General features: G+C 38.0%; 14 protein-coding genes. 7 read left to right on the forward strand and 7 right to left on the reverse strand.

The annotated features are described in order from the left end of the window. Window positions 1-21: 21 nt before the first annotated feature. The gene (gene rny, locus PLJ10_05410) at window positions 22-1,587 is read right to left on the reverse strand and encodes a ribonuclease Y (protein ID HOK09083.1); all 1,566 of its coding nucleotides are present in this window, start codon (window positions 1,585-1,587) and stop codon (window positions 22-24) included. A 654-nt stretch (window positions 1,588-2,241) separates the two neighbouring features. Between rny and PLJ10_05415 the strand changes: the two genes are divergently transcribed. Further along, window positions 2,242-3,486 carry an immunoglobulin domain-containing protein gene (locus PLJ10_05415; protein HOK09084.1) on the forward strand — a complete coding sequence of 415 codons (1,245 nt, stop codon included), beginning with the start codon at window positions 2,242-2,244 and terminating at the stop codon, window positions 3,484-3,486. A 349-nt stretch (window positions 3,487-3,835) separates the two neighbouring features. On the opposite strand, the gene PLJ10_05420 is transcribed toward PLJ10_05415, so the two are convergent. Further along, window positions 3,836-5,266: a sigma-54 dependent transcriptional regulator gene (locus PLJ10_05420; protein HOK09085.1), complete on the reverse strand. Its 1,431-nt coding sequence runs from the start codon at window positions 5,264-5,266 to the stop codon at window positions 3,836-3,838. Window positions 5,267-5,711: 445 nt separating this feature from the next. Here PLJ10_05420 and PLJ10_05425 point away from each other — a divergent pair, with 445 nt between their 5' ends. The 4 genes from PLJ10_05425 to PLJ10_05440 all read left to right on the forward strand — a co-directional run bounded on the left by PLJ10_05425 (window position 5,712) and on the right by PLJ10_05440 (window position 10,623). After that, entirely contained in the window at window positions 5,712-6,329 is a 618-nt protein-coding gene (locus PLJ10_05425; GenBank protein HOK09086.1) for a response regulator, read from the forward strand. Between the two features lie 46 nt (window positions 6,330-6,375). Beyond that, window positions 6,376-8,493: an ATP-binding protein gene (locus PLJ10_05430; GenBank protein ID HOK09087.1), complete on the forward strand. Its 2,118-nt coding sequence runs from the start codon at window positions 6,376-6,378 to the stop codon at window positions 8,491-8,493. Between the two features lie 3 nt (window positions 8,494-8,496). Further along, complete coding sequence (gene sixA / locus PLJ10_05435) at window positions 8,497-8,973, forward strand: phosphohistidine phosphatase SixA (GenBank protein HOK09088.1); 477 nt, start codon at window positions 8,497-8,499, stop codon at window positions 8,971-8,973. Window positions 8,974-9,099: 126 nt separating this feature from the next. Continuing rightward, window positions 9,100-10,623: an alginate export family protein gene (locus PLJ10_05440; protein ID HOK09089.1), complete on the forward strand. Its 1,524-nt coding sequence runs from the start codon at window positions 9,100-9,102 to the stop codon at window positions 10,621-10,623. A 199-nt stretch (window positions 10,624-10,822) separates the two neighbouring features. On the opposite strand, the gene PLJ10_05445 is transcribed toward PLJ10_05440, so the two are convergent. Continuing rightward, a complete protein-coding gene (locus PLJ10_05445) occupies window positions 10,823-11,791 on the reverse strand; it encodes a DUF1559 domain-containing protein (protein ID HOK09090.1) in 969 nt (322 codons plus the stop codon). A gap of 600 nt (window positions 11,792-12,391) precedes the next feature. On the opposite strand from PLJ10_05445, the gene PLJ10_05450 reads away from it, so the two are divergent. Continuing rightward, entirely contained in the window at window positions 12,392-12,838 is a 447-nt protein-coding gene (locus PLJ10_05450) for a GatB/YqeY domain-containing protein (protein HOK09091.1), read from the forward strand. A gap of 23 nt (window positions 12,839-12,861) precedes the next feature. Here the strand turns inward: PLJ10_05450 and PLJ10_05455 are convergent, their stop codons facing one another. Beyond that, window positions 12,862-13,809, reverse strand: a complete 948-nt coding sequence (locus PLJ10_05455) for a glycerophosphodiester phosphodiesterase family protein (protein HOK09092.1) — start codon at window positions 13,807-13,809, stop codon at window positions 12,862-12,864. A gap of 125 nt (window positions 13,810-13,934) precedes the next feature. On the opposite strand from PLJ10_05455, the gene PLJ10_05460 reads away from it, so the two are divergent. Continuing rightward, the gene (locus tag PLJ10_05460; protein HOK09093.1) at window positions 13,935-15,047 is read left to right on the forward strand and encodes a DegT/DnrJ/EryC1/StrS family aminotransferase; all 1,113 of its coding nucleotides are present in this window, start codon (window positions 13,935-13,937) and stop codon (window positions 15,045-15,047) included. On the opposite strand, the gene PLJ10_05465 is transcribed toward PLJ10_05460, so the two are convergent. Genes PLJ10_05465 through PLJ10_05475 form a run of 3 tightly spaced genes read right to left on the reverse strand, consistent with a single transcriptional unit; the run spans window position 15,030 to window position 20,891 of the window. Beyond that, a complete protein-coding gene (locus PLJ10_05465; GenBank protein HOK09094.1) occupies window positions 15,030-16,688 on the reverse strand; it encodes a galactokinase family protein in 1,659 nt (552 codons plus the stop codon). The two genes, PLJ10_05460 and PLJ10_05465, sit on opposite strands and share 18 nt — an antisense overlap. Beyond that, window positions 16,685-18,508 (reverse strand): VWA domain-containing protein, encoded by a 1,824-nt coding sequence (locus PLJ10_05470; GenBank protein HOK09095.1) that lies wholly within the window; start codon window positions 18,506-18,508, stop codon window positions 16,685-16,687. Before PLJ10_05470 ends, PLJ10_05465 begins: the two co-directional genes overlap by 4 nt. Window positions 18,509-18,512: 4 nt before the next feature. Then, window positions 18,513-20,891: a tetratricopeptide repeat protein gene (locus PLJ10_05475; protein HOK09096.1), complete on the reverse strand. Its 2,379-nt coding sequence runs from the start codon at window positions 20,889-20,891 to the stop codon at window positions 18,513-18,515. Between the last annotated feature and the right edge of the window lie 22 nt (window positions 20,892-20,913).

The following is a 20,913-nucleotide window of genomic DNA, read 5'->3' on the forward strand; positions in this document are numbered from 1 at the left end:
AATTATCATTGCATCTGTTTTTTACTTTGCTGTTTCAACAGCCCGCGTCTCGCGAACAACTGTTACCTTAATCTGTCCTGGATAAGTTAGCTCGCTTTCTATTTTGCGGGCTAAATCACGAGCAAGAACCGTTGCCTCGGCGTCACTAACTTGATTCGGTTGAACCATTACACGAACTTCACGGCCAGCCTGAATCGCATACGCTTTTTCCACACCTGGGAAGGAGGAGCAAATTGTTTCCAACTGTTCCAACCGTTTCAGGTAAATTTGCAAACTTTCGCTTCTTGCACCGGGTCGCGATGCAGACATGGCGTCTGCTGCCTGAATTAATACCGCCAATACAGAGTTGTTAGGCATATCTCCATGATGAGCACCGATAGCATTGGCAATTGTTTCGGACTCACCGTAACGTTTCGCTAAATCATGCCCAAGAACAGCATGGGCTCCTTCAACTTCGTGGGTCAATGCTTTACCTATATCATGGATTAGGCCTGCTCGTTTTGCTTCCTGGATATTCAACCCGAGTTCTCCTGCCATAATCCCTGTTAGATGTGAAACCTCTATAGAATGCCGTAGGACATTTTGTCCATAAGAAGTACGGAAACTTAATTTCCCTAATAATTTAATGATTTCCGGATGCAATCCGTGGACATCTGCCTCCAGACAGGCTTCCTCACCACGTTCTCGTATCGTTTGATTCAGTTCCTCAGTAACTTTCTCAACTAACTCTTCAATTCGTGCGGGGTGAATTCTACCATCCTGTATCATTCGTTCAAGAACTAATTTCGCAATTTGCCGACGTATAGGGTCAAAACCGGAGATAATAACTGCTTCTGGGGTATCGTCAATAATAATATTGACGCCCGTTGCATTTTCCAATGTGCGGATATTACGTCCTTCACGCCCAATTATCCTACCTTTCATTTCTTCATTGGGCAAGGAAACAACCGTTACGGTCGATTCTGCAACATGGTCAACTGCACACCTCTGGATTGCTTCACCAATAATCCATTTAGCACGTTTATCCGCTTCCTCTTTCAGTTCATCTTCGATTCGTTTCAGATGTAGGGCAGAATCACGCTTCACCTCTGTTTCTAACATAGTAAAGAGTTCTTTACGTGCCTGCTCTGTAGTCATTCCAGCTATCGTTTCCAACCGTTTAAGTTGTTCCTGCTGTAAGGCTGTGATTCGTTCCCGCTCTTTGTCTAACTGTTTTTCACGTTGAACCAAATCACGTTCCTGAGTGCTTAACTGGATTGCCGTCCTGTCAAGGGCTTCAGCACGTTTCTCAATGGCTTCTTCTTTTGCTTGAATCCGCTTTTCAAGGTTGGCAATCTCACGACGCATCTCGCGACCTTCCTGCTCTAATTTAGAGCGGATTTCAACTTCAATTTCGCGGGCTCGGGTTTTTGCATCACGGATAATTACCGCAGATTCCCGTTCGGCATCAGTTATCATCTGGGCGGATTCACGATGGGCACGACTTAAAATGCTGTTCGAACGAATCCGAACCACAAGCAACGTGCAGATAACACCAACAAGAATCCCAATAATCCCGCCTCCAATTGCATAATACAACATTAGCATAGGTAACTCCTCCTTCTTTACTGGAAAAGGCTGGGGAAGGAAACCTGCACATCAGAGGGGTAACACATTCACCAACACACTACTTGTAAAATCTATGGTGTTGATGATATGTATAATAAGGGTAAAGTAATAGTTAAATGCCTATTAAAATCTGAGACATATATCGAACATACCGGGGTATACCGATATGTCTTTTTATCTCGTAAAACTACAAACATATATTCTTGAACCCCTCGATATATAATAATTTTTCCTTTCCAGAACCTTTTCACAGGGTTTCATTTAACATTGAGTTCAATTTTTACTTTCCTGGTTGTTAGCCAAATATAAATTTGGCATGAAAATATTATACCTGTTTTGATTATAAAATACAAAATTGATATAAGTTATTCCTTCCTTTTCTTTAAGACATGTATAGCATATATCTAATATATACATCAAGATTGACCATAAATAAAAAGAACATGTAAAATTAAAGGGGATTAATTGGATTTTTATTGGGAATAAAAATCTACAAAAAATATACATTCTGACTTGACTTTTAAGTTTTTAAATGGTATATTATATATGTGTCAAGGCTGTAGGTTGTCCTTGAGGTTTATATTAAAATTTAATAATAACATTTAACCCCTAACCTTAGGGAGGAGAAAAACTATGTTAAAACAAAAAAGTTTCACCATGATGCTGTTGTTAAGCCTTATCTTAGGGCTGGCTGGTAGTTCGTATGCGGTACAACCACCTCCGAACCCGAGCGAACTGGATTTTTGTGGTTTATTAGACGGTGCCTATAACCTCGTAACGAATGAGTTTGCTTTCTTATTAGAGTTGTTGGGTGATGATGCTGCATTATTGACCATGGTTCAATGTGCAGTAGCAGATATTAATGGCGGAATTGTAGATGACCTGCCAACCCCGAATGGGATGTTGGATGGTAATTATGAGTTGCGGATTATTAAAGAGTTGGTGCAAAATCCAGACAAATATGCTAATCTTGCTTCCGGAACACTACCTGGACAAGTAAAACCAGGTGTAAATCCAACCGATGTGATTAATGCATATAATGCAAACTACCAGATGCTCTATACCGATGGGATGTATACATTTCTAAATGGCATGCTTCCCTACTCTTGGCCTTTACTTCGAGGGATTTATCCGACAGTTCCACCATTATGCACGTCACCAGGTGATCCTCCTGGATGTATCGATAAGGCACTTATCGTAACCTTGTTCCGTAATTTGCTTATGGTTCTTGCAGGTTTTGCAACTGAAGGTGATGATGCCAGTGCGGAGTCAGTCGCAACAGTAGCAGGTTTGTTAGCATTATGTGATGTGTTGTCACACGGGTCCTGCCTTGTAGATGATATAGAAACTGACCCGAATGCTTACGAGAGATTACCAGAGTTCCTCTCCAAAGATGGTGATGCGGATGGTGATGGCTACACGAATTATAAAGAATATGAAGAATATGCAGATGTAAAAGGTCCGGGTGATGCATTTATTGCAGCGGTATTAGACCCCTCTGTCTATCCAGGGCCTCCTGCTGATGAAAAAGTAAAGATTTACCCGAGCGGAAAAATAAAGGTAGAAGAAGGTGGAACCATCGACCTGAGAGTTGAAGTAAAAGATATGGTTGGAACTGTCAGTTATGAATGGACACATAATGGAGAACCCTGCGGTGAGAATGCTCCACGTTTGATAATTCGCGATGTAACCAATGCAGATGCTGGTAATTACCAGTGCGTAGTAACAGATGAGTCCAAAGGAATGTATGCTTCATCGGTAGTAATCGTTGAAGTCCTTCCAGAAGGTTCAATGCCAGTTGCAACAGGAATCGGTCTTGCGATTGCAGGTGTCCTTTGTTCTGCTGGTGGCGTTTTAGTCCTTCGCAGAAAAAAGTAATTTGTTGATTTAGAAATCACATAATATAAATGTTGTTTTAGAGGAAGTCAGAAATGACTTCCTCTTTTTTGTTATTTTTTATTAAACTTTTAAATACAAATAATCACGTAAAATTACACGAAACTTTTAGTAAATAAGCACTACGTTTCCAGCCAGAACAAGTAGTACAACATCCTACTTATAGTAAAAAACCAACATTATCATCGGCATAAAAAGTAATGTAAGCCTCCCACTTACAAACTGAATAGGGAATATGGAGAAAAGGAGTAGGCGATTTATAAACACGTTAGAAAAAACATTAACATTAAATTTTTTTGCCACCTCTTTCGATACAATATCCAATAAAGTTCTATTTTGGAAAAGGAATTTTATATTGCTTAATTTTTCTCCAGAGTGTAGAGCGTGAAATACCCAGAATCTTTGCCGCTTCACTTTGATTATAATTAACTTTCTCAAGTACATGTCGAACATGTCGAGCCTCTACTTGTGCTAAAGGTAATAAACCATCATTCGTATCTGTAGGTAGAGCAAGAAAACGAGTTTGTTCGGTTCGCACTGTTTCTGGTAAATCGTGTATGTGAATAATAGTATCCTCAGCCATAATTACTGCATGAGCAATGATACTTTCCAGCTCTCGAACATTTCCTGGAAAGGGATATTTCCGCAACATAGCAAGGGCATTGTTGTCAATACCCTGAATGTTTTTCCCAAATCGGTGATTATACCTCGTAATAAAGTGCTGAACTAACGTCGGTAGTGCTTCTAATCGTTCACGTAATGGTGGAATTCGTATCTGCACTACATTTAGTCGGTAAAACAAATCCTCACGAAACGTATGTTCTTCAACACTCTTCTGTAAATCTTTATTGGTGGCAGAAAGGATACGGACATTTACTTTCTGGACCGAATTTGAACCGACAGGACGAATTTCCCCATTTTGCAGGACACGAAGCAATTTTGCCTGTGTCATTAAGGACATATCGCCAATTTCATCTAAGAGTATTGTTCCTCCATCTGCTTCTGCAAAAAGACCCCGTTTATCTCGTTCTGCCCCTGTAAAGGCACCTTGAACATGTCCAAACAACTCACTTTCTAGTAAATTTTCAGGCAAGGCGGCGCAATTGATAGCAATAAAAGGTTTGTCCCGTCTCGGACTGAGACGATGCAAAATCTGTGCGACTACTTCCTTACCGACACCTGTTTCACCTAAAATCAAAACTGTACTATCTGTCGGGGCAACCTTCCTAATGATTTCAACCACACGATGCATCTGGGGATTATTACCCGAAAGCTCCTCAAACAAAATCTGTTCAAAACCTGCCTCCTCACGCTGTTCACGTCTCCGCTCTAAAATAGCACGATGCACAAGATTGGCAACATCGCTCGGGTCACATTTCTTGGGAATATAAAAATAAGCACCCATTCGTATTCCTTCAAGTGCCTGCTCCATTTGCTCCATCTCATAAAGTAAAATCAGCTTAATCGATGGAAATTTCTGGCGAAGAAATGAAACAAGATTTATATTCCCTTTGTATTCAATTGCTAAGTCGAGAAGAATAACATCACATACAGTTCTACGCGAACAGGTTAAAATTTCCTCCGTAGAACGGCACGTAATAATACCATGCCCCAGACTCTCAATAAACTGAGAAACAGCCTTGATATACTTATTATCCGACGCAATTATAAAAACAGTCCCCTGTTCACGAGAAGAAATAGGCTCTTCTTGTGAAAAAAATCGTAAATCAACAATCTCTTTCGATAACGTCTTCGTCCGCATAAAACTCTTATTTCATTTTATAAATCTTATTTTATCAAAATAAATGTAGATAACAAATATTTCTACCTATCTCTTCCGTAATACATGGGTTTATTTAAAAACGTAAAAATTTCTTCTTCAGAGAACCTAAGCATATAAATTGAAAAATATTAAATTTTTCTATTAAACCAAGGAGTAGTCAGGCAAGGGTATCTGTGCTACTACTTAACAAATTTGTAATGCTTCTATGTCACTATATGCATGGTTCTTGAGGTATTTTAAATAGATACGATTATTGTTCTTTAAAATATGTTAATTTAAAATTTCAATTTTAATTCAGGCAGTATTTGCTTGAATATAATTTTTTATTCTGTGAATGAATTTATGTTATATAATATAGAAAATAGTTTATAGATAAATATGTCTATAAGTGCTGTGGTAAAAAAATTAAAAATGGAGATTTATTATGAGAGGGCGAGTATTTACGACAGGTGAAGTGGCATCAATATGTGGTGTTTCATCAGATACTGTTTCACGTTGGTTTGACATGGGACAGATAAAGGGGTATCGTTTAGGACCTGGTGGAGACCGTCGTATTCCTTATGAAAGTTTACGAGCATTTATGATTGCCCATGGAATCCCGTTAGAGCGATTGGAGACAAGCGAGACAAAGATTCTGGTGGTTGATGACGACCCATTTTATCTTGACATTATACCGGATGCAATTGCTAAAAAGGCAGATAAGGATAAAGAGATATTAGTCCTAACCGCATCAACTGGTTTCGATGCAGGAGCCTTGATTGTAGAGCATAATCCTAATTTAGTTATTATGGATATTCATCTTTCTGATATTGACGGCAGAAAAGTGTGCGAACGATTAAAAAATCGGCATGAGACAAAATATGCACGTGTCCTGGGTATTTCCGGATTGATAGATGAAAGTGAGGTTAATAAACTACGTGATTATGGTTTTGATGATTTTCTGAAAAAGCCTTTTTCTTTGGATGAATTGGTAAAGAAAGTATTTCATCTGCTTTCTTTACCGCCGACCAGTGTAAGTAGACCTAAATCTACTGGCACTTAAATTAAATAAGTAAAATGAATTAAAATCATTTTTGTGAGACTATATTATGAAACTATCTCCTTATAAGATAGTTGTTATTTATCTTGCCCTTGCGGGGTTGTGGATTGCATTTTCAGACCAGATTCTCTACTGGTTTATTAAAGATAGTGAAAATTTAACCATAGCCCAATCCATAAAAGGGTTCGTTTATGTTATTACCACAGGTTTATTACTTTATATCCTCATATCAAGATACACCTATGAACTAAGAAAAGCATTTAGAAGAGAGCGACGACGAGAAGAAGAGAAAAATGTTGTTTGGAGGTCATCCCCAGATGGTATTGTAGGAATAACAAAGGACGGGAAGATTTTTTCCCTAAATGACCAAGCTAACAAGTGGTTAGATGTGTCTCTACCAACAGAGCAAAAGTTCTGGGATTTTTTCGAAAAGCCCTATCGAGAACAAATTAAACAGTCAATTGAAGAGATACTTCGTGTTGATAAACCCGAATTCGTATTTTCTATCTATGGTATGCTGCGAAAGGAGAGGAGTCATTACTGGTTTGAAATAAGACTAAATAAAGGAACGTATGAATTCAATGAATTTGTAGTAGCCACGATGCATGATATTACTGACAAAATAAATCGTGAAAAGGAAGTGGAACTTTTAAAAAATGGCTTTGAGCAAATAGGGGTCGGAATTGCCCTTGCATATAAACATGGCGACATCATTTTTGTCAATAATAAGTTGTCGGAATTACTTGGGAAGGATAAAGACCAGTTAAAAAGCTACTTCGATTGCCTCCGTTTCATTTCGGACGAATCCGAGACTATTATAAATCAAGTTAAGGAGACAATAAATGCAGGGAAAGCATGGGACAAAATATTTGAAGTTAAACAGGAGGATTACAGCATCGAGTATCTCACTGTTAATGTTTTTCCAATGAGTTATAAAGATGAACATTTCATACTTGTTATATTAGAAAACATAACTCAGCAGGTTTTATCAGAAAAAAGACTTTCTCAACAACAACGAATGGAGGCATTAGGCTACCTTGCAAATGGAGTTGCTCATGATTTTAATAACATTTTAGGGGCTATTCTTGGACATGTAGATTTGATACTGGAAGAATACAGCGATGTTAGAGGCTTATCTAAAGAATTGGAAATTATTCGCAATGCAGTTTTGCGGGGTAGAGATATGACCAGTCAGATATTATCTGTTTCTCGTGAAAATGGTGGAGAACGAATTCCATTGGATATATCACAGATTATCAATGAAGTATTGACCCTGCTAAAACCCAAAATTAGTGCACGTATAAAGATAGAAGTGGATACTACTGAACCACTTCCTAAGGTTCTTGCTTCCCCAGGTAAAATAAACCAAATTTTATTAAACTTGTGTATTAATGCCTGCCAGGCTATGACACAAGGAGGAATTTTACATATAAGAACGGAGAAAATCATTGCTGATGAACCCCTTTTAGCAAAGCATCCGGAACTTGCACCTGGTGAGTATCTTCGAATATTGGTTAGTGATACCGGCATTGGGATTGACCCGGATATAATGGAACATATATTCGAACCCTTCTTCACAACGAAAAGAGGCAACGGTGGTTCAGGGGTAGGTTTATATATTGTGCGAAGTTTAGTTACAAGTTTAGGTGGTGGCATTTCCGTTTATAGCGACCCCGGAAAAGGAACTCGTTTCTGTGTATATTTGCCCGTGTATACCGAAATGAAAGAAGAGCCAGTCGTTACACTAATAAGCGAAGAAAAAGTCCCTAAAGGCTCCGAAAATATCCTGTTGGTTGATGACGAACCTATGTTATCAAGAATTATAGGTAGATTACTTACAAAATTAGGGTATCACGTTCGAATTGTAAATAATCCCATAGTGGCTAAAGAAATGATAGAACAGGGATTGATTGAAAATTTTCAGCTCGCAATCATTGATAATATTATGCCTGAAATTTCAGGAGAAGAGATTATTCGTATCTTACATGACAAAGGGATTTCAATCCCCGTAATTTTAACCAGTGGGATGATTACCGATGAGATTGTTGATAGTGCTAATAAGTTAGGCGTATCCGCAATTCTTGAAAAACCGTGCTCATATTCCGTGTTAGGAAACCTTATTCGTAAAGTTTTAGATGAATATATGAAAGATATACAAGGAAGATGACGTATGAAAAATCAGTTTATTTTTCTTGTTCAACATGGAGAGGCAGTAGGAAAGGAAATTAATCCTGAACGCCCCTTATCAGATAAAGGACGAGAAACCGTTAAAAAAGTTGGACATTTCCTTTATAACTATGGATGTCATGTCGATAGTATCTGGCATAGCCCTAAACTAAGGGCACGTGAAACAGCTAAAATTTTAGGAGAATGCCTAAAAAAATCGGAGTGTCTCTATGAATTCAAAGAATTAGAACCAGAAAAATCACCAAAGAAGATAATGAAATACATTCAAAAAGAAGCAAAGCAAAATATTATGATCGTTGGACATCTACCCCATTTATCTCATCTGACTGGATTATTACTGTGTGGTGATGAGAATAAAGAAATTATAGCCTTCGAAAAAGGAGGCGTAATATGTATCGAAACAAACAGCGGTAATTTTAATGTTTTAAGATGGATAATAGTACCTACAATGGTGATGTAAATAATTAAACACACTATTTAGTATTATTATAATTTTGATTTGATTTCTGTGTCATTATATATTACAATCATATATCTTTGTTCGTTATATAACTTTAATCTTAACAAATCAAGGAAAGGGTCTTGTATGAAAAAAACTGTGTTACTGACGCTATTGGTATTTTTACTTTTAATGATTAATTCCTATGCAGAATTGCAGAATGTAGAAGTTGGTGGGTCGATAAGATTAAGGTGGGATTATATCACCAATCACTTCAACACATTTGTAGGTCCTATGCCCCAACCTCAAACAAGATGGTCTGCTATTTCCGTTATGGGACGCCCTATCGGGAATCTTTTAGGTCCAGGAGTTGTCAGCATTTATGATTGGGACAATAAAGGTGAGGACTTGTCATTCATTGAACAGAGAACCCGATTACATGTAAATGCAGATTTTACAGACCAAGTACGGGCATTTATTGAGTTGGATTCTTACGACATTTGGGGAGAAGATTTTAGGTCTGTCAATTATCTAACTGGTGTTGATACACGTCAGAACTCTATTGATGATGTTGAAGTGTATCAGGCATACATTGAGGCAGATGAGATGTGGGGAACGCCATTGCGTTTACGTGTTGGACGACAAGAGTTAGCATTTGGCAGTCAATTTTTAGTAGGACCACGTGATTTTGCCTTTTTCTGGACAGGACTCTCTTTTGATGCTATTCGGCTTACGTATAAAGCAGATGCCTTCACAATCGATGCCTGGGCATCAAAATTATTTGAATCCATGTCTGATTTCGCAGAGGATGATATTAATTTTTATGGCGTTTATGCTTCTTGTAATGCAGTTGAAAATGTTACCTTTGACGTATATTGGATGTTGCTTGAAGATGACCTTCCCATCGCTGACGATTTAGTCCCGACCTTCCTCGGTGGTGGCGAATACGACAAGACTATGCTACACACTGTCGGATTACGTAGCGCAGGGAAATATGAGGCTTTCGATTTTGATGCAGAAGTGGCTTATCAATTTGGAGAGGCAGATAGTATTGGCAAAATATTCCGAACCCGTGGTAAAGGTGATGATGATGCAGAATTTGATAATTGGGCTGGAAAATTGGATGTAGGGTATACCTTTGATTTCTGGCGGAAACCGCGTGTATTTGCCAGTTTCCGTTATTTTGGTGGAGAGGATAATCGAGATATTTCCTTCTGGGATTTTATCAATCCATTTTATAAACCGACAGCCAGCGTCAGTTTCAACCGTCTGTTTTCAAACGAAATTGCAAGTGGTGCGGTAGACTTGAATAATGAACTTACTAATGCTTGGTGGGTACGGTTAGGCGCAAATGGATATATAACTGACAAAATTCGTGCAATCCTCTGTGCTACTTATTTCGAAGCTGTCGACGAATTCGAGAGACCCGTTTTTGTTCTTTTCCCATGGTGGACACAAAAGAACGATTCACATCTTGGCACAGAACTTACCCTATTTCTTGAGTATCAATACTCACAAGATTTAGTCATAGAGGCAGGCTGGTCACATATGTTTACAGGTGATGGTTCAGCAGAAGGACAATTTGTCCGCTGGAATGGCCTACTTTATAATGGCGGTACTGATGATGACGGAGCAGATTACATATACACCGGCTGTAAAATTTATTTCTAAAATACGAACTTAATTCAAATATTAATTGAGGGAAGATACAATAAATATTGTATCTTCCCCTTTTATTTACCCTTCAAAAATGTACAGCCTTATATTGCCTTATTCAAAATTATAGATGGGGATATATTATAGTCAGCATTTCTTAACCACTTTATAAATTTCATAAATCGCATTCCAAAATAAAAAAGTGTAAAAAAAATTAATGGTTATGTGCACCGTGATGTGACGCTTCGTGGATAATAATTCCTCCACTGTTCACTGGGAATAAATTGCCTTTGTTAATTTCAACATCTGGTTGTGGAACATATTTTAAAAAGTCAACATGTCCATCCATATATAGAACATTGCACCCACCAGGGACATGGTTAAAATGAGATGCATCGTCACCAGATATTCCATCCCACACTACAGGTATAATAGATTGAGCCATGTTAGCGTTACCTGGATTGTTAATATCGGTAATTAGAAATCGTTCAATTCCTTCACGTAAACGATATGCTTGTTTTGTACTTCCGAGGATAGAAGGGACAGGAAGTGTCGGGAAAATCCAATCCTCATCTGCATACTGTTTACATTGTTGTGTCGTATTAGTTGGATTTGTTATTCGCTCTATTAATTCTTCCAAGGCTAATTCAAAGAATTTAAAGTCTTCATCTAATTGAAACAGTGTCGGATTAACAGCCCAACCGAAATATACATAGGGATGTTCGTATACTTCACAAGGTTCAATTATTCCGTTCTGATGCACAGAAACACCATTAAGTAGCATATGCCCTTCTGTTAACGCTTCTTCATAAGTAGTTGCTGGGTTTTTTCCTTCATCCCATAACTGCAATGCGGGACCTGCCCATGGCGAACTCGGACAGACCAAAACTTGAAAATCATTTAAATACTCTGGATATATCGTCTCCATGTCAATTATTGTGGCAAGACCCAAGGTTGGACTCCCATCACAATTAGTAGATTTAATAGGCGGAAAACGTTCTCCCTTTGCTTCATTTGCATACATTTTTAATGCCAGACCTAATTGTTTTAGGTTATTTGCACATGATGAGCGTCGTGCTGACTCTCGTGCTCGTGCCAGGGCTGGCAATAATATCGCCGCAAGAATACCGATAATGGCTATAACAACAAGTAATTCTATTAAAGTAAAACCTTGCTTTTTCATAGGTTAATCTCCTTTCTTAAAATAAATAAAAACCATTAGAAAAATGAAACGTAAATTTTCAAATACTCAATTATCAATCAAAAGTAGATTAGCTAAAGAAAGGAGGGGCACGGGATGGAAATATTAAAGGATATTCATACGAGAAATGTCTCTTTATCAGGAAATTCCACAATAATTGAAGGTAGAAAAAGGATATAAAATAATATAGGAAGGAAAAACTTACGATTTGCAATATAAACCAGCAAATGGGGCAAAACTCTTCAGAATGTACCAGCGACCCGACGTCTCCATTGTTATAGCAATAATGACAATGAAATAAAAAAGCAGACAAAGCAGAAAAGCAGATCGCAAGAACTACAAACCAGAGTAGTCCCTTGCTAATATTATTATCTTTGAGCTGATTTTTCATTTTAATTGTCATCATCGTTGTTCGTATTACAAAGTAATACGTATTATACACCTATTTATAAAAGTATTTCAAGTATTTTATGTACTATACAGAAATTTCACCTATTTTTTGGAGTTTCATAAATTTAGGAATATGATATAATTGCATGGGATATAGTTTTAGTTCCAAAGGAATTAAAAGGAGAAACTTTTATGAGCATAATGAATACTGTTCAGGAAGCAATGAAACAGGCTATGAAAGACAGGGATACGATACGTTTGGAAACCTTGCGAATGGTGAAGTCTGCATTATTGCTTAAAGAGAAGTCCACTGCACGAACTGAAGAAATGTCGGACAATGAAGCCATTGCTACACTACGTAGTGAGATTCGAAAACGGAAAGATAGTATTGAAGTATTCAAGCAATTAGGGAAGGATGAAGAGGTAGCCAAATTAGAAAAGGAAATATCTGTCATTGAAGAATTTTTACCACAACAATTAAGTCGTGAGGATGTTGTCCAGCGAGTAAAACAATATCTCGCCGAGCATCCTGATATGAATCACGCTGGCAAGCTAACAGGTGCAATGAAGAAAGAATTAGGCGAAACAGTTGATGGCAAACTTTTGAACGAAGTTTGTCGCGAATTGCTTGGTGGATAAATCTAACGTATTTATCTCTTTTACTACTTTGTTTTACCCATTTGCCGTAAAATAGAGAGGGCAACATCAGGTTTGTTTGTAATAATAGCGTCTACACCCCACTCAGCAAATTTCCGTATCTCTTCTTCTTTGTCTACTGTCCATACAGCAACAGTTTGTCCATTTGCATGAAATTGATTAAGTCGTTCCTGAGTAAGACTATCCTTACTGACATTCATGCCTGGGGCATTTAGTAATTTCCCGAATAGTACATAGTAATTCCACCACTCGGGATGTTTCTCCGACTCTTCACCAAGAAACTCTGTTCTCAAATCTGGTGCTTCATTAATTGCTGTAAAGAAAATTATTGGTGAAAAGGTTTGTAATACAACTTGTTTCTCCATTTTTAGTTTTCGAACTGTTTCAATAGTTTCTTTAGCTAAAAGAACATTTCTCGAATTACTTCCGTAAATAATATCTTCTAATTTCTTCTTCAATTCTGGGGTCATCTTATCTCTGCCGTGAATATTCATAATAATTAAAGGGATGATGGGGTCGTCATTGTCACTACTTTTAATTTCAATATACACACCAATCTTATTTTTCTTTGCGAGTTTAAGGGCTTGCTCGAGGGAGGGTAAGTGTTCCCCTTTAAACTCTGGAGAATACCATGAACCCGCATCAAGAATTTTTAATTCATCCCATTTCTTTTCTGTTACTTTTCCTTCCACACCAGTAACCCTTTTTAGCTCATCATCATGAATCACCACCAGTTTATTATCTGCTGTTAAATGTACATCCAACTCAAACCAATGTGCACCTAATTCTGATGCTTTTTTAAATGACGCTAATGTATTTTCTGGGGCATATGCACTTGCTCCACGATGAGCAATGACATCGATGTACCCTTCCGGTGCTCCGGGGACAAAGTATGTGGCACAACCTAAACATAACATTGGTGTTAATAAAACTAAATATCTCGTTTCAACCATATTAATACTCCTTTGTGTTTTTATTGTATTTCATGATTTTCAGTAATAAAAATTGTATAATATTACCTTTACTAAAATCATATTCATTTTCACACCATGGGACTAAACTTTTTAAGGATAGAACTATGCATGTTCCTATACTAAACCTTCGGGCTCAGTATGAAGCCATTCGGGATGAAATTCAGCAAGCAATAGCGGAAGTGTTGGAAACCCAGCAATTTCGCGGAGGTCAAATCCTTTCACAATTTGAAGAGGATATAAAAAACTTTATCCAATGTAGATATGCAGTTGGTGTAGGCTCAGGGACAGACGCATTAACCTTAGCATTAAAGGCGATAGGTATCAAATCAGGCGATGAAATTATCACCACTCCTTTTTCATTTATTGCAACAGCAAGTAGTATCGTTCATGCGGGCGGAACACCTGTCTTTGCAGACATCGAACCTGACACATATCACTTAAATCCAAAGGAAGTAGAGAACCAAATAACGGAACGAACACGAGCAATACTACCAGTGCATTTGTATGGTCAATGCGTTGATATGCCTCTATTTTTATCTTTAGCGGAAAAATATTCCCTTTATATCATAGAAGATTCCGCACAAAGTTTGGGTGCCAGTCTTCATAATAAAAAAGCAGGTGCATGGGGTCATGTTGCGTGTTTCAGTTTTTATCCAACAAAAAACTTAGGAGCCATGGGAGAAGGTGGTTTAGTTACTACAAACTATGAAGAGATTGCTAACAATGTGATGTTATTGCGTTGTCATGGCTCACAAAAGACGTATGAACATGAACTAATTGGCTATAACTCCCATCTACATACATTACAGGCGAATGTATTGAGGGTGAAACTTCGGTATCTTGAAAAATGGAATGAGAAACGTCGTGAAATTGCACGGTATTATACTCAGCACTTAAACGAATTGCCTGAACTTCAATTGCCGATAGAACGGGCAGGTAGTGTTCCAGTTTATCATCAGTATGTCATCCGTATTCCTCAACGAGATTCAGCACAAAAGTATCTTCGGGAACAAGGAATAGCCACTGCTATATTCTATCCAATCCCCATACATCGGCAACCCTGTTTTTCAACATTTCCCTCATCATCTAACTCCTATCCAGAGGCAGAAAAGGCTTCAAAGGAAGTATTGGCACTGCCTATTTATCCTGAACTGACGTATGAACAAATAGATTATGTTATTGACAAAATAAAAGATTTTTTAGTGCACATAAGATAAATATGGAGCGGGAAGAATTCCTGCACCCTGAGTAGAGTTGTGTTCGTATACAGATTTTTTTGCCACCTCCAGAGAAAGGGGCTCATTGGTTCCAGCCCATTTAGCATAATCCTCAGAGGCAAGCCAATCTTGCAATGCCTGTTTAACAGCGGGCACATCTTTTTTCATACACAGACTTAAGACGACTCCTCCTAAACCTGCTCCTGTTAAGCAGGAACCTAATGCACCATGTTGATTCGCAATGTCAACTATTCGGTCTAATACTGGAGTACTTGCCCCAAAATCGCCAGGTAATGAAAATGGTTCAATTTCAAGGTCATCATATACAAATAATATATCATCATTAACCTCGCGATGGAATGGTTTTCCTACCGAATCTATAATTCGGTCTCCATTATGTCCTAACGTCATTAGATAACCAGCCATGGAAACATTACCCTGACGTATAGCCTCACAGAAAGCCTTTGCTCGAAGCGATTCACAAATACCGAAAACAAGTGGCCCACGGATAGAAACCTCTCTGGGTCGATTTTCCTCCAATAGATGTCCATAATAACGCTCATAAAGTTCTTGAATGTCTGGAATTTTAAACTCATGAAGGAGAGATTCGACAGAAAGCGTGGATGGGATAGAACGAAACAATTTATACAGAAGTCGTTTGTTACCTAATTTTTCAGGTGTAAAATCAGCGAGGGTTTGAAATTGTGCTAACTCTTCCTGAGTAAACCCTTGCTGTTTCATGATTTCGGCTAATATTTTCAGAGCAACAGAATAAGCAAATCGATTTTTTATATAAGATACCGCATGGGTAGAACTAATATCTCTCCGCATCTTCGAGTCTGTAATAACAATAGAGACATCTTCAGGAAATGGCAAATATTCTTTTTCAAGGATTTCTGCTGTTATAGGATGCAACCTTATACCTAAAATAAAACCTCGTCTCCCTAATAATTCCGCTGTTTGGTCGCTAAGTCCACTTCGTGCACCTGTAAACCACTCGGCATCCTGCACCATTTTCAGTTTTGTAGTTTCATCAAAATTGAGACGTGTTATGTACATAATAGCGTTTAAAAGAGTCAAACACAAAGCATGTGATGAACTTAAAGCGGAACCTTCTGGAATATCACCACCGATAACAGCATTAATACCTGTTGTAAGAGGTGTAGATATTTGTTTTGCAGTCCGAAGCAAAATTCCGCGGATAAACTGATGCCAATGCGTAGTAGCGTCTGTATTATTTTGGGCTTGTTGGCAAATCTCCATCCAGGGAGAGTTTATTGGATATTTTTCTAACAGTTCACGAAACTTGGCTTGAAAGGGTTTGTGTTTTGTTTCAAGATTATGTAGATTGAAAACATCATCATCTCGAATTTGTCCGATAAGAAGGATTTCTTGTTCAATAGTCATTAAATTCAAAAAACCACCATGGGTATCTATATGCATCCCACGCAAATTAATTCTACCCGGACAACGGACAATAAATACCGCCTGGTCACCAAATATCTCAATAAACCGATACATTAAATTGAGAATTAGTGGTATACGGCTCTGACCAGAAACACCATATGCTTCACTCAAAAACTGCCTTCGTTCCGATGTATCACGTATTAAAAAATCTATCCATTTGCTCGCTAATATCATGGTGTATATGTTGTCTTGATGTTATACTTTTCTTTTAATTCTTTTAAGATTTGGATTAGTTCTGGTTTTTCACCTTCACGGACAATTTTGCTAATTATATAAAATGCTTTATGAAAAGCCCAACGACGTGCTATTTCAATATCACCCTTTTCAGACTCAGCAAAATCGGCACGGAATATTACTTCTTTCCTTTTACCCGATGCAACTCCTTGCAAACGGAAGACAAAATTTTTATGTTCCTGTGGATTAAACTTCCCATAGATAGTAACAGGTAACGCTTGATAAAAATCAGGTAGAACAAAAGGATATATTTCCTCTCTTGGGATGGAGCCAAAGTCCATTTTAACATCGATTAGGATAGGGTTCTGAACTTTGGCAAATGCCTGAGGTATGGATGTAGATATTTGGTCAATATTATCCTTAATTACCGAAAAACCCTTGTTGAGGTAAGCAAGCAATTCAAGTAAATATCGGTCAACAGTATTACCGCCTCCGAGGGTGAAAATCTCATACCCACCCTGATTTTCCATAGTTAAATTTGCGATAATCATTCGCGTATCTCGTAACCCGATTGTCGATTTACCATCCGAGTAAAGCCAGAGAATATTTGGCAATCCACTGGTTGGTGGTACCTGTACAAGCTGGCGAACTGAAGTATATACATCCGTTTGCCCTGTGGAGGGTATCTGTTGCAAATATTTCAGGGCAGAATTTTTATTCGCGGTATTAGCCTGAATATAACCATCAGAAAAGAACGTGGCACGTTCCCGAAACAAAATGATATTGAATAGGTCTTCTTCACGAAGTTGTTGAATTGCTTCTCGTACCCCTTTTATTGTCTGGTCTAATTTGCGTTGCCCAATACTGGCGGAACTATCAATTATGAAGGCTACCTGCTTCGGTAAAGGTGTTATCTTTGCATCTTTTTTAGGAACAATATTCAATTGAAAAAATCCTTGAGTGTTGTTATCTGTAAAATACGTTTTCAATTGTAATTCTAAAAGGTCATCCCAAAACTCATAAGGACGATTTTCCTTCTCCTTTTTCGTTTCTTCAATAATTGGCTGTTGTAAAATTTCTTCCTCTACTGTTTGCTCCAATGGAATAGGTGGTTCAATTGGTTCCAGTTCAGGGATAGAAACGACAGGAGCTGTCGCTCCCTCTGTTTCATTACGTTCTGTAGGTGTTGTGGGATACATTCCCAGAGTGCTGGGTAATGTAGAGGGTTTCGCTGATATTCCTTCTGCCGTTGGCATATTTTCTGAAATCGAAAAAGTTGGAGATTCACCATTAGTTAGGATGGTTTCTTCTGCTGGAGGTAGAACACGACGAACAACTTCAACAGAATCCTGAGCGGTTTCTTTCTCAATCATAAGTATCTGTTCCTCAACTTTTTGAAGTACTTCTTCTGGAGGAAGCGGTTCTGTATCACGAGACAGAGATTCAGTACCTGCTTGTTTTGCCAGGTCTTCTTTTTGAGATGACATAGAAGGCAATGGCTCAGGCATTTCTGTCGGAGGAAGTATTTCTTCAACAAATTTTCGGAAAGAAATAGGACGTGTTGATAAAGAAGTACTTACAGATTCTTCAACAGGCTCTACAATTGTTGGGCTTTCCTCTCTCAATTTCACCTTAATATTATAAGATGAAAAATCTGGACCCGTAGTAAACAACGGGACATAGCGGGAACCATAAAAAATAAGGAGATATATTAAGATACTCAGAATAAAACTGATGGTAAACCGCAGTTCCTTACCCCGCAGAAACTCACGGGTTTTTAACCATATCGTTTCATTATTTTTTATCTGCGTATTATACATATCTCTATTGTGGTGCCGATGTTAATGGTGCTGTATTAGCTTGTTCCTCTGTTATAAATGTTTTTGCCTTTTCTGCTAACGGATGCGATGGAAAGTCACTTATCAACTCACGAAAGGCACGTTGGGCATTTTCCTTCTCATTGCTCTTCAAGTAGCATTGTCCACTTCGCCATAACGATTCCGGAGATAGTTCCGGGTGGAGATATAGAATAGCAACTTTCAAATAATTCCTCCCTGCTTTTTCATAGTCTCCTCGACTCTCATAGATTTCCGAAAGACGGAACTGTGCTCGTGCACTGGTTTCACTGCCTCCATTATTGGCACATTTTTCATAAAAGGTTAAAGCCTGCTCCATCTGATTTCCATGTTCATAAATCTGAGCAATACGGAATAGAGCCTCTGTTGCGGATGCCGAGGAAGGAGCCATATCTACCACCTTTTGATATTCCTGTATGGCTTCCTCTGTTCTCCCTAAATTTTGGATACACTCTGCATAACGATATTGCAATCGTTGAGGAGCAGGATAATCTTTTAACACTTCCTGCATCCGCTTTAATACCTTTGCAGACTCATCCCATTTCTGAGCATCGAGGTAATATTGAGCCAACCATGCAAATTGTTCTTCCTCCATTGGCACTTGGGGATAATCTAATACCGTCTTCAAAAGAGCCTCTGCCGCTTTCTCATAGTCCTTCGTCTCATAGCAAGCAATACCAATAGCATGCCATACTTGACCTGCAATTTGCGGTGGCGGATTTTGTGCCAACAACTTTTGCAAGGTCTCAATTGCTTTAATGGTGTCTTTCTTCTCCTTCAAATAATGTAATCCTAATTTTAATTGCATGTCATATGATTGTTGGGACTGGGGAAATTTGTTAATAAATTCTTGATAAATCTGAAGAGCCTCTTCAGATTTATTTAACCTCTCATAACACACTGCTAAACGAATAAATACCTGCTCTTCAAGTGGATTATTTTGAGCCAATGCTTTGGCTTTTAGATAAGAATCCAATGCCTTCTCGTAAGCCCCTTCTTTGGTATACAAATCCCCTGAGCGGAGGTAAGCAGAAACCGTAAGAGAATGGTTTGGATACTTCTCGATAAAACGCATATATAATTGTGAAGCAGATTGCGTAATTCCTAATAGTTCAGCACATTCTGCTGACTTATACATTGCTTCTGGAGCAAACTTAGAATCAGGGTATTTTTCATAAACCAATTGAAATTCTTCCATTGCATCCTCATAATTACCTTCTGTTGTATAAATAGAACCTAACAAAAAATTTCCCTCTGGCTTCAAGGGTGATTCACCACACTTATCTAAAAATGTCAATGTGTCTGTTTTCGCACCAGCATAATCATTCTTTAAATATTTTACCCACGCTGTTTTATAGATAGCATCTACTGCATAAGAAGTATTTGGAAATTGTTCCCTCAACGAATTATAAAAAGTTAGAGCCTCATCTAATTGGTTTTGTTCCAGTAGCGAATTTGCAAGGATATACATAGCAAATGGTCTTTTTTCAGCGTTGGGATATGATTGCAGAAAAGTTTTCCCCTCATTAACTGCTTCTGCGAATCGTTTTGCTTGATAAAGTGTCCATAAATAACCAAAATCTGCACGCTCTTTATAAGGTCCATCCTTAAATTGTGTTTTGACAACACCATAAGCATTAAGAGCCCCTTCATACCATCCCAATTGCGAATAAATCTCTGCCACCCGAAAATGACTTTCCATCCGCAATTCCTTATCAATTCTGGCATCATTAGCAACTTCAGAAAGGACAGATGCAGCATTTTCTAACTGATTGACCTTCGTATAAATCGTGCCTAATATATATCTGGCAATAGGAGTTAATGAGTGTTCAGGAAAATTTTGTATCATTGTTTGTAAAACATTAATAGCGGTTTCATAATTTCGAGTTTGCTCTAATGCTCGTGCATAAAAATATAATGCACGCACCCGAAATTCTGGCTGTGTATTTTCATCGATAAGTCCTTTCAATATCTCCGTGCTCTCTGCCCAACGCTTTAAGTAATAAAAACATTCTCCCTTTCCAAGGATTGCTTCCGTTTTTCGTTTTAAGTCCGACAATCTCGAAATTGCCTGGTCAAAAGCACTGATTGCAACTTCATATTGCTTCTCTACTAATGCCGATTTGCCTAATCGGAGATATGCTTCTCCTAACCGCGGTGAGTTAGGATAATTTGCTATAAATTTTTTATATTCCTCTATGGCTTCTTTGAAAAATTGACGGCTATACAAACCATTTGCAAAATCAAACTGAGACACTTCTTCTGTATCCACATCAGTAGATTGTGCATAAATAAAGCCAGAAATAAAAGTAAATCCGATACAAATAACAATACGTATCAACTTCATAAACTTTTTTCCCATCTCTATG

Source organism: Candidatus Hydrogenedens sp. (genome assembly GCA_035361075.1).
Taxonomy (GTDB): domain Bacteria; phylum Hydrogenedentota; class Hydrogenedentia; order Hydrogenedentales; family Hydrogenedentaceae; genus Hydrogenedens.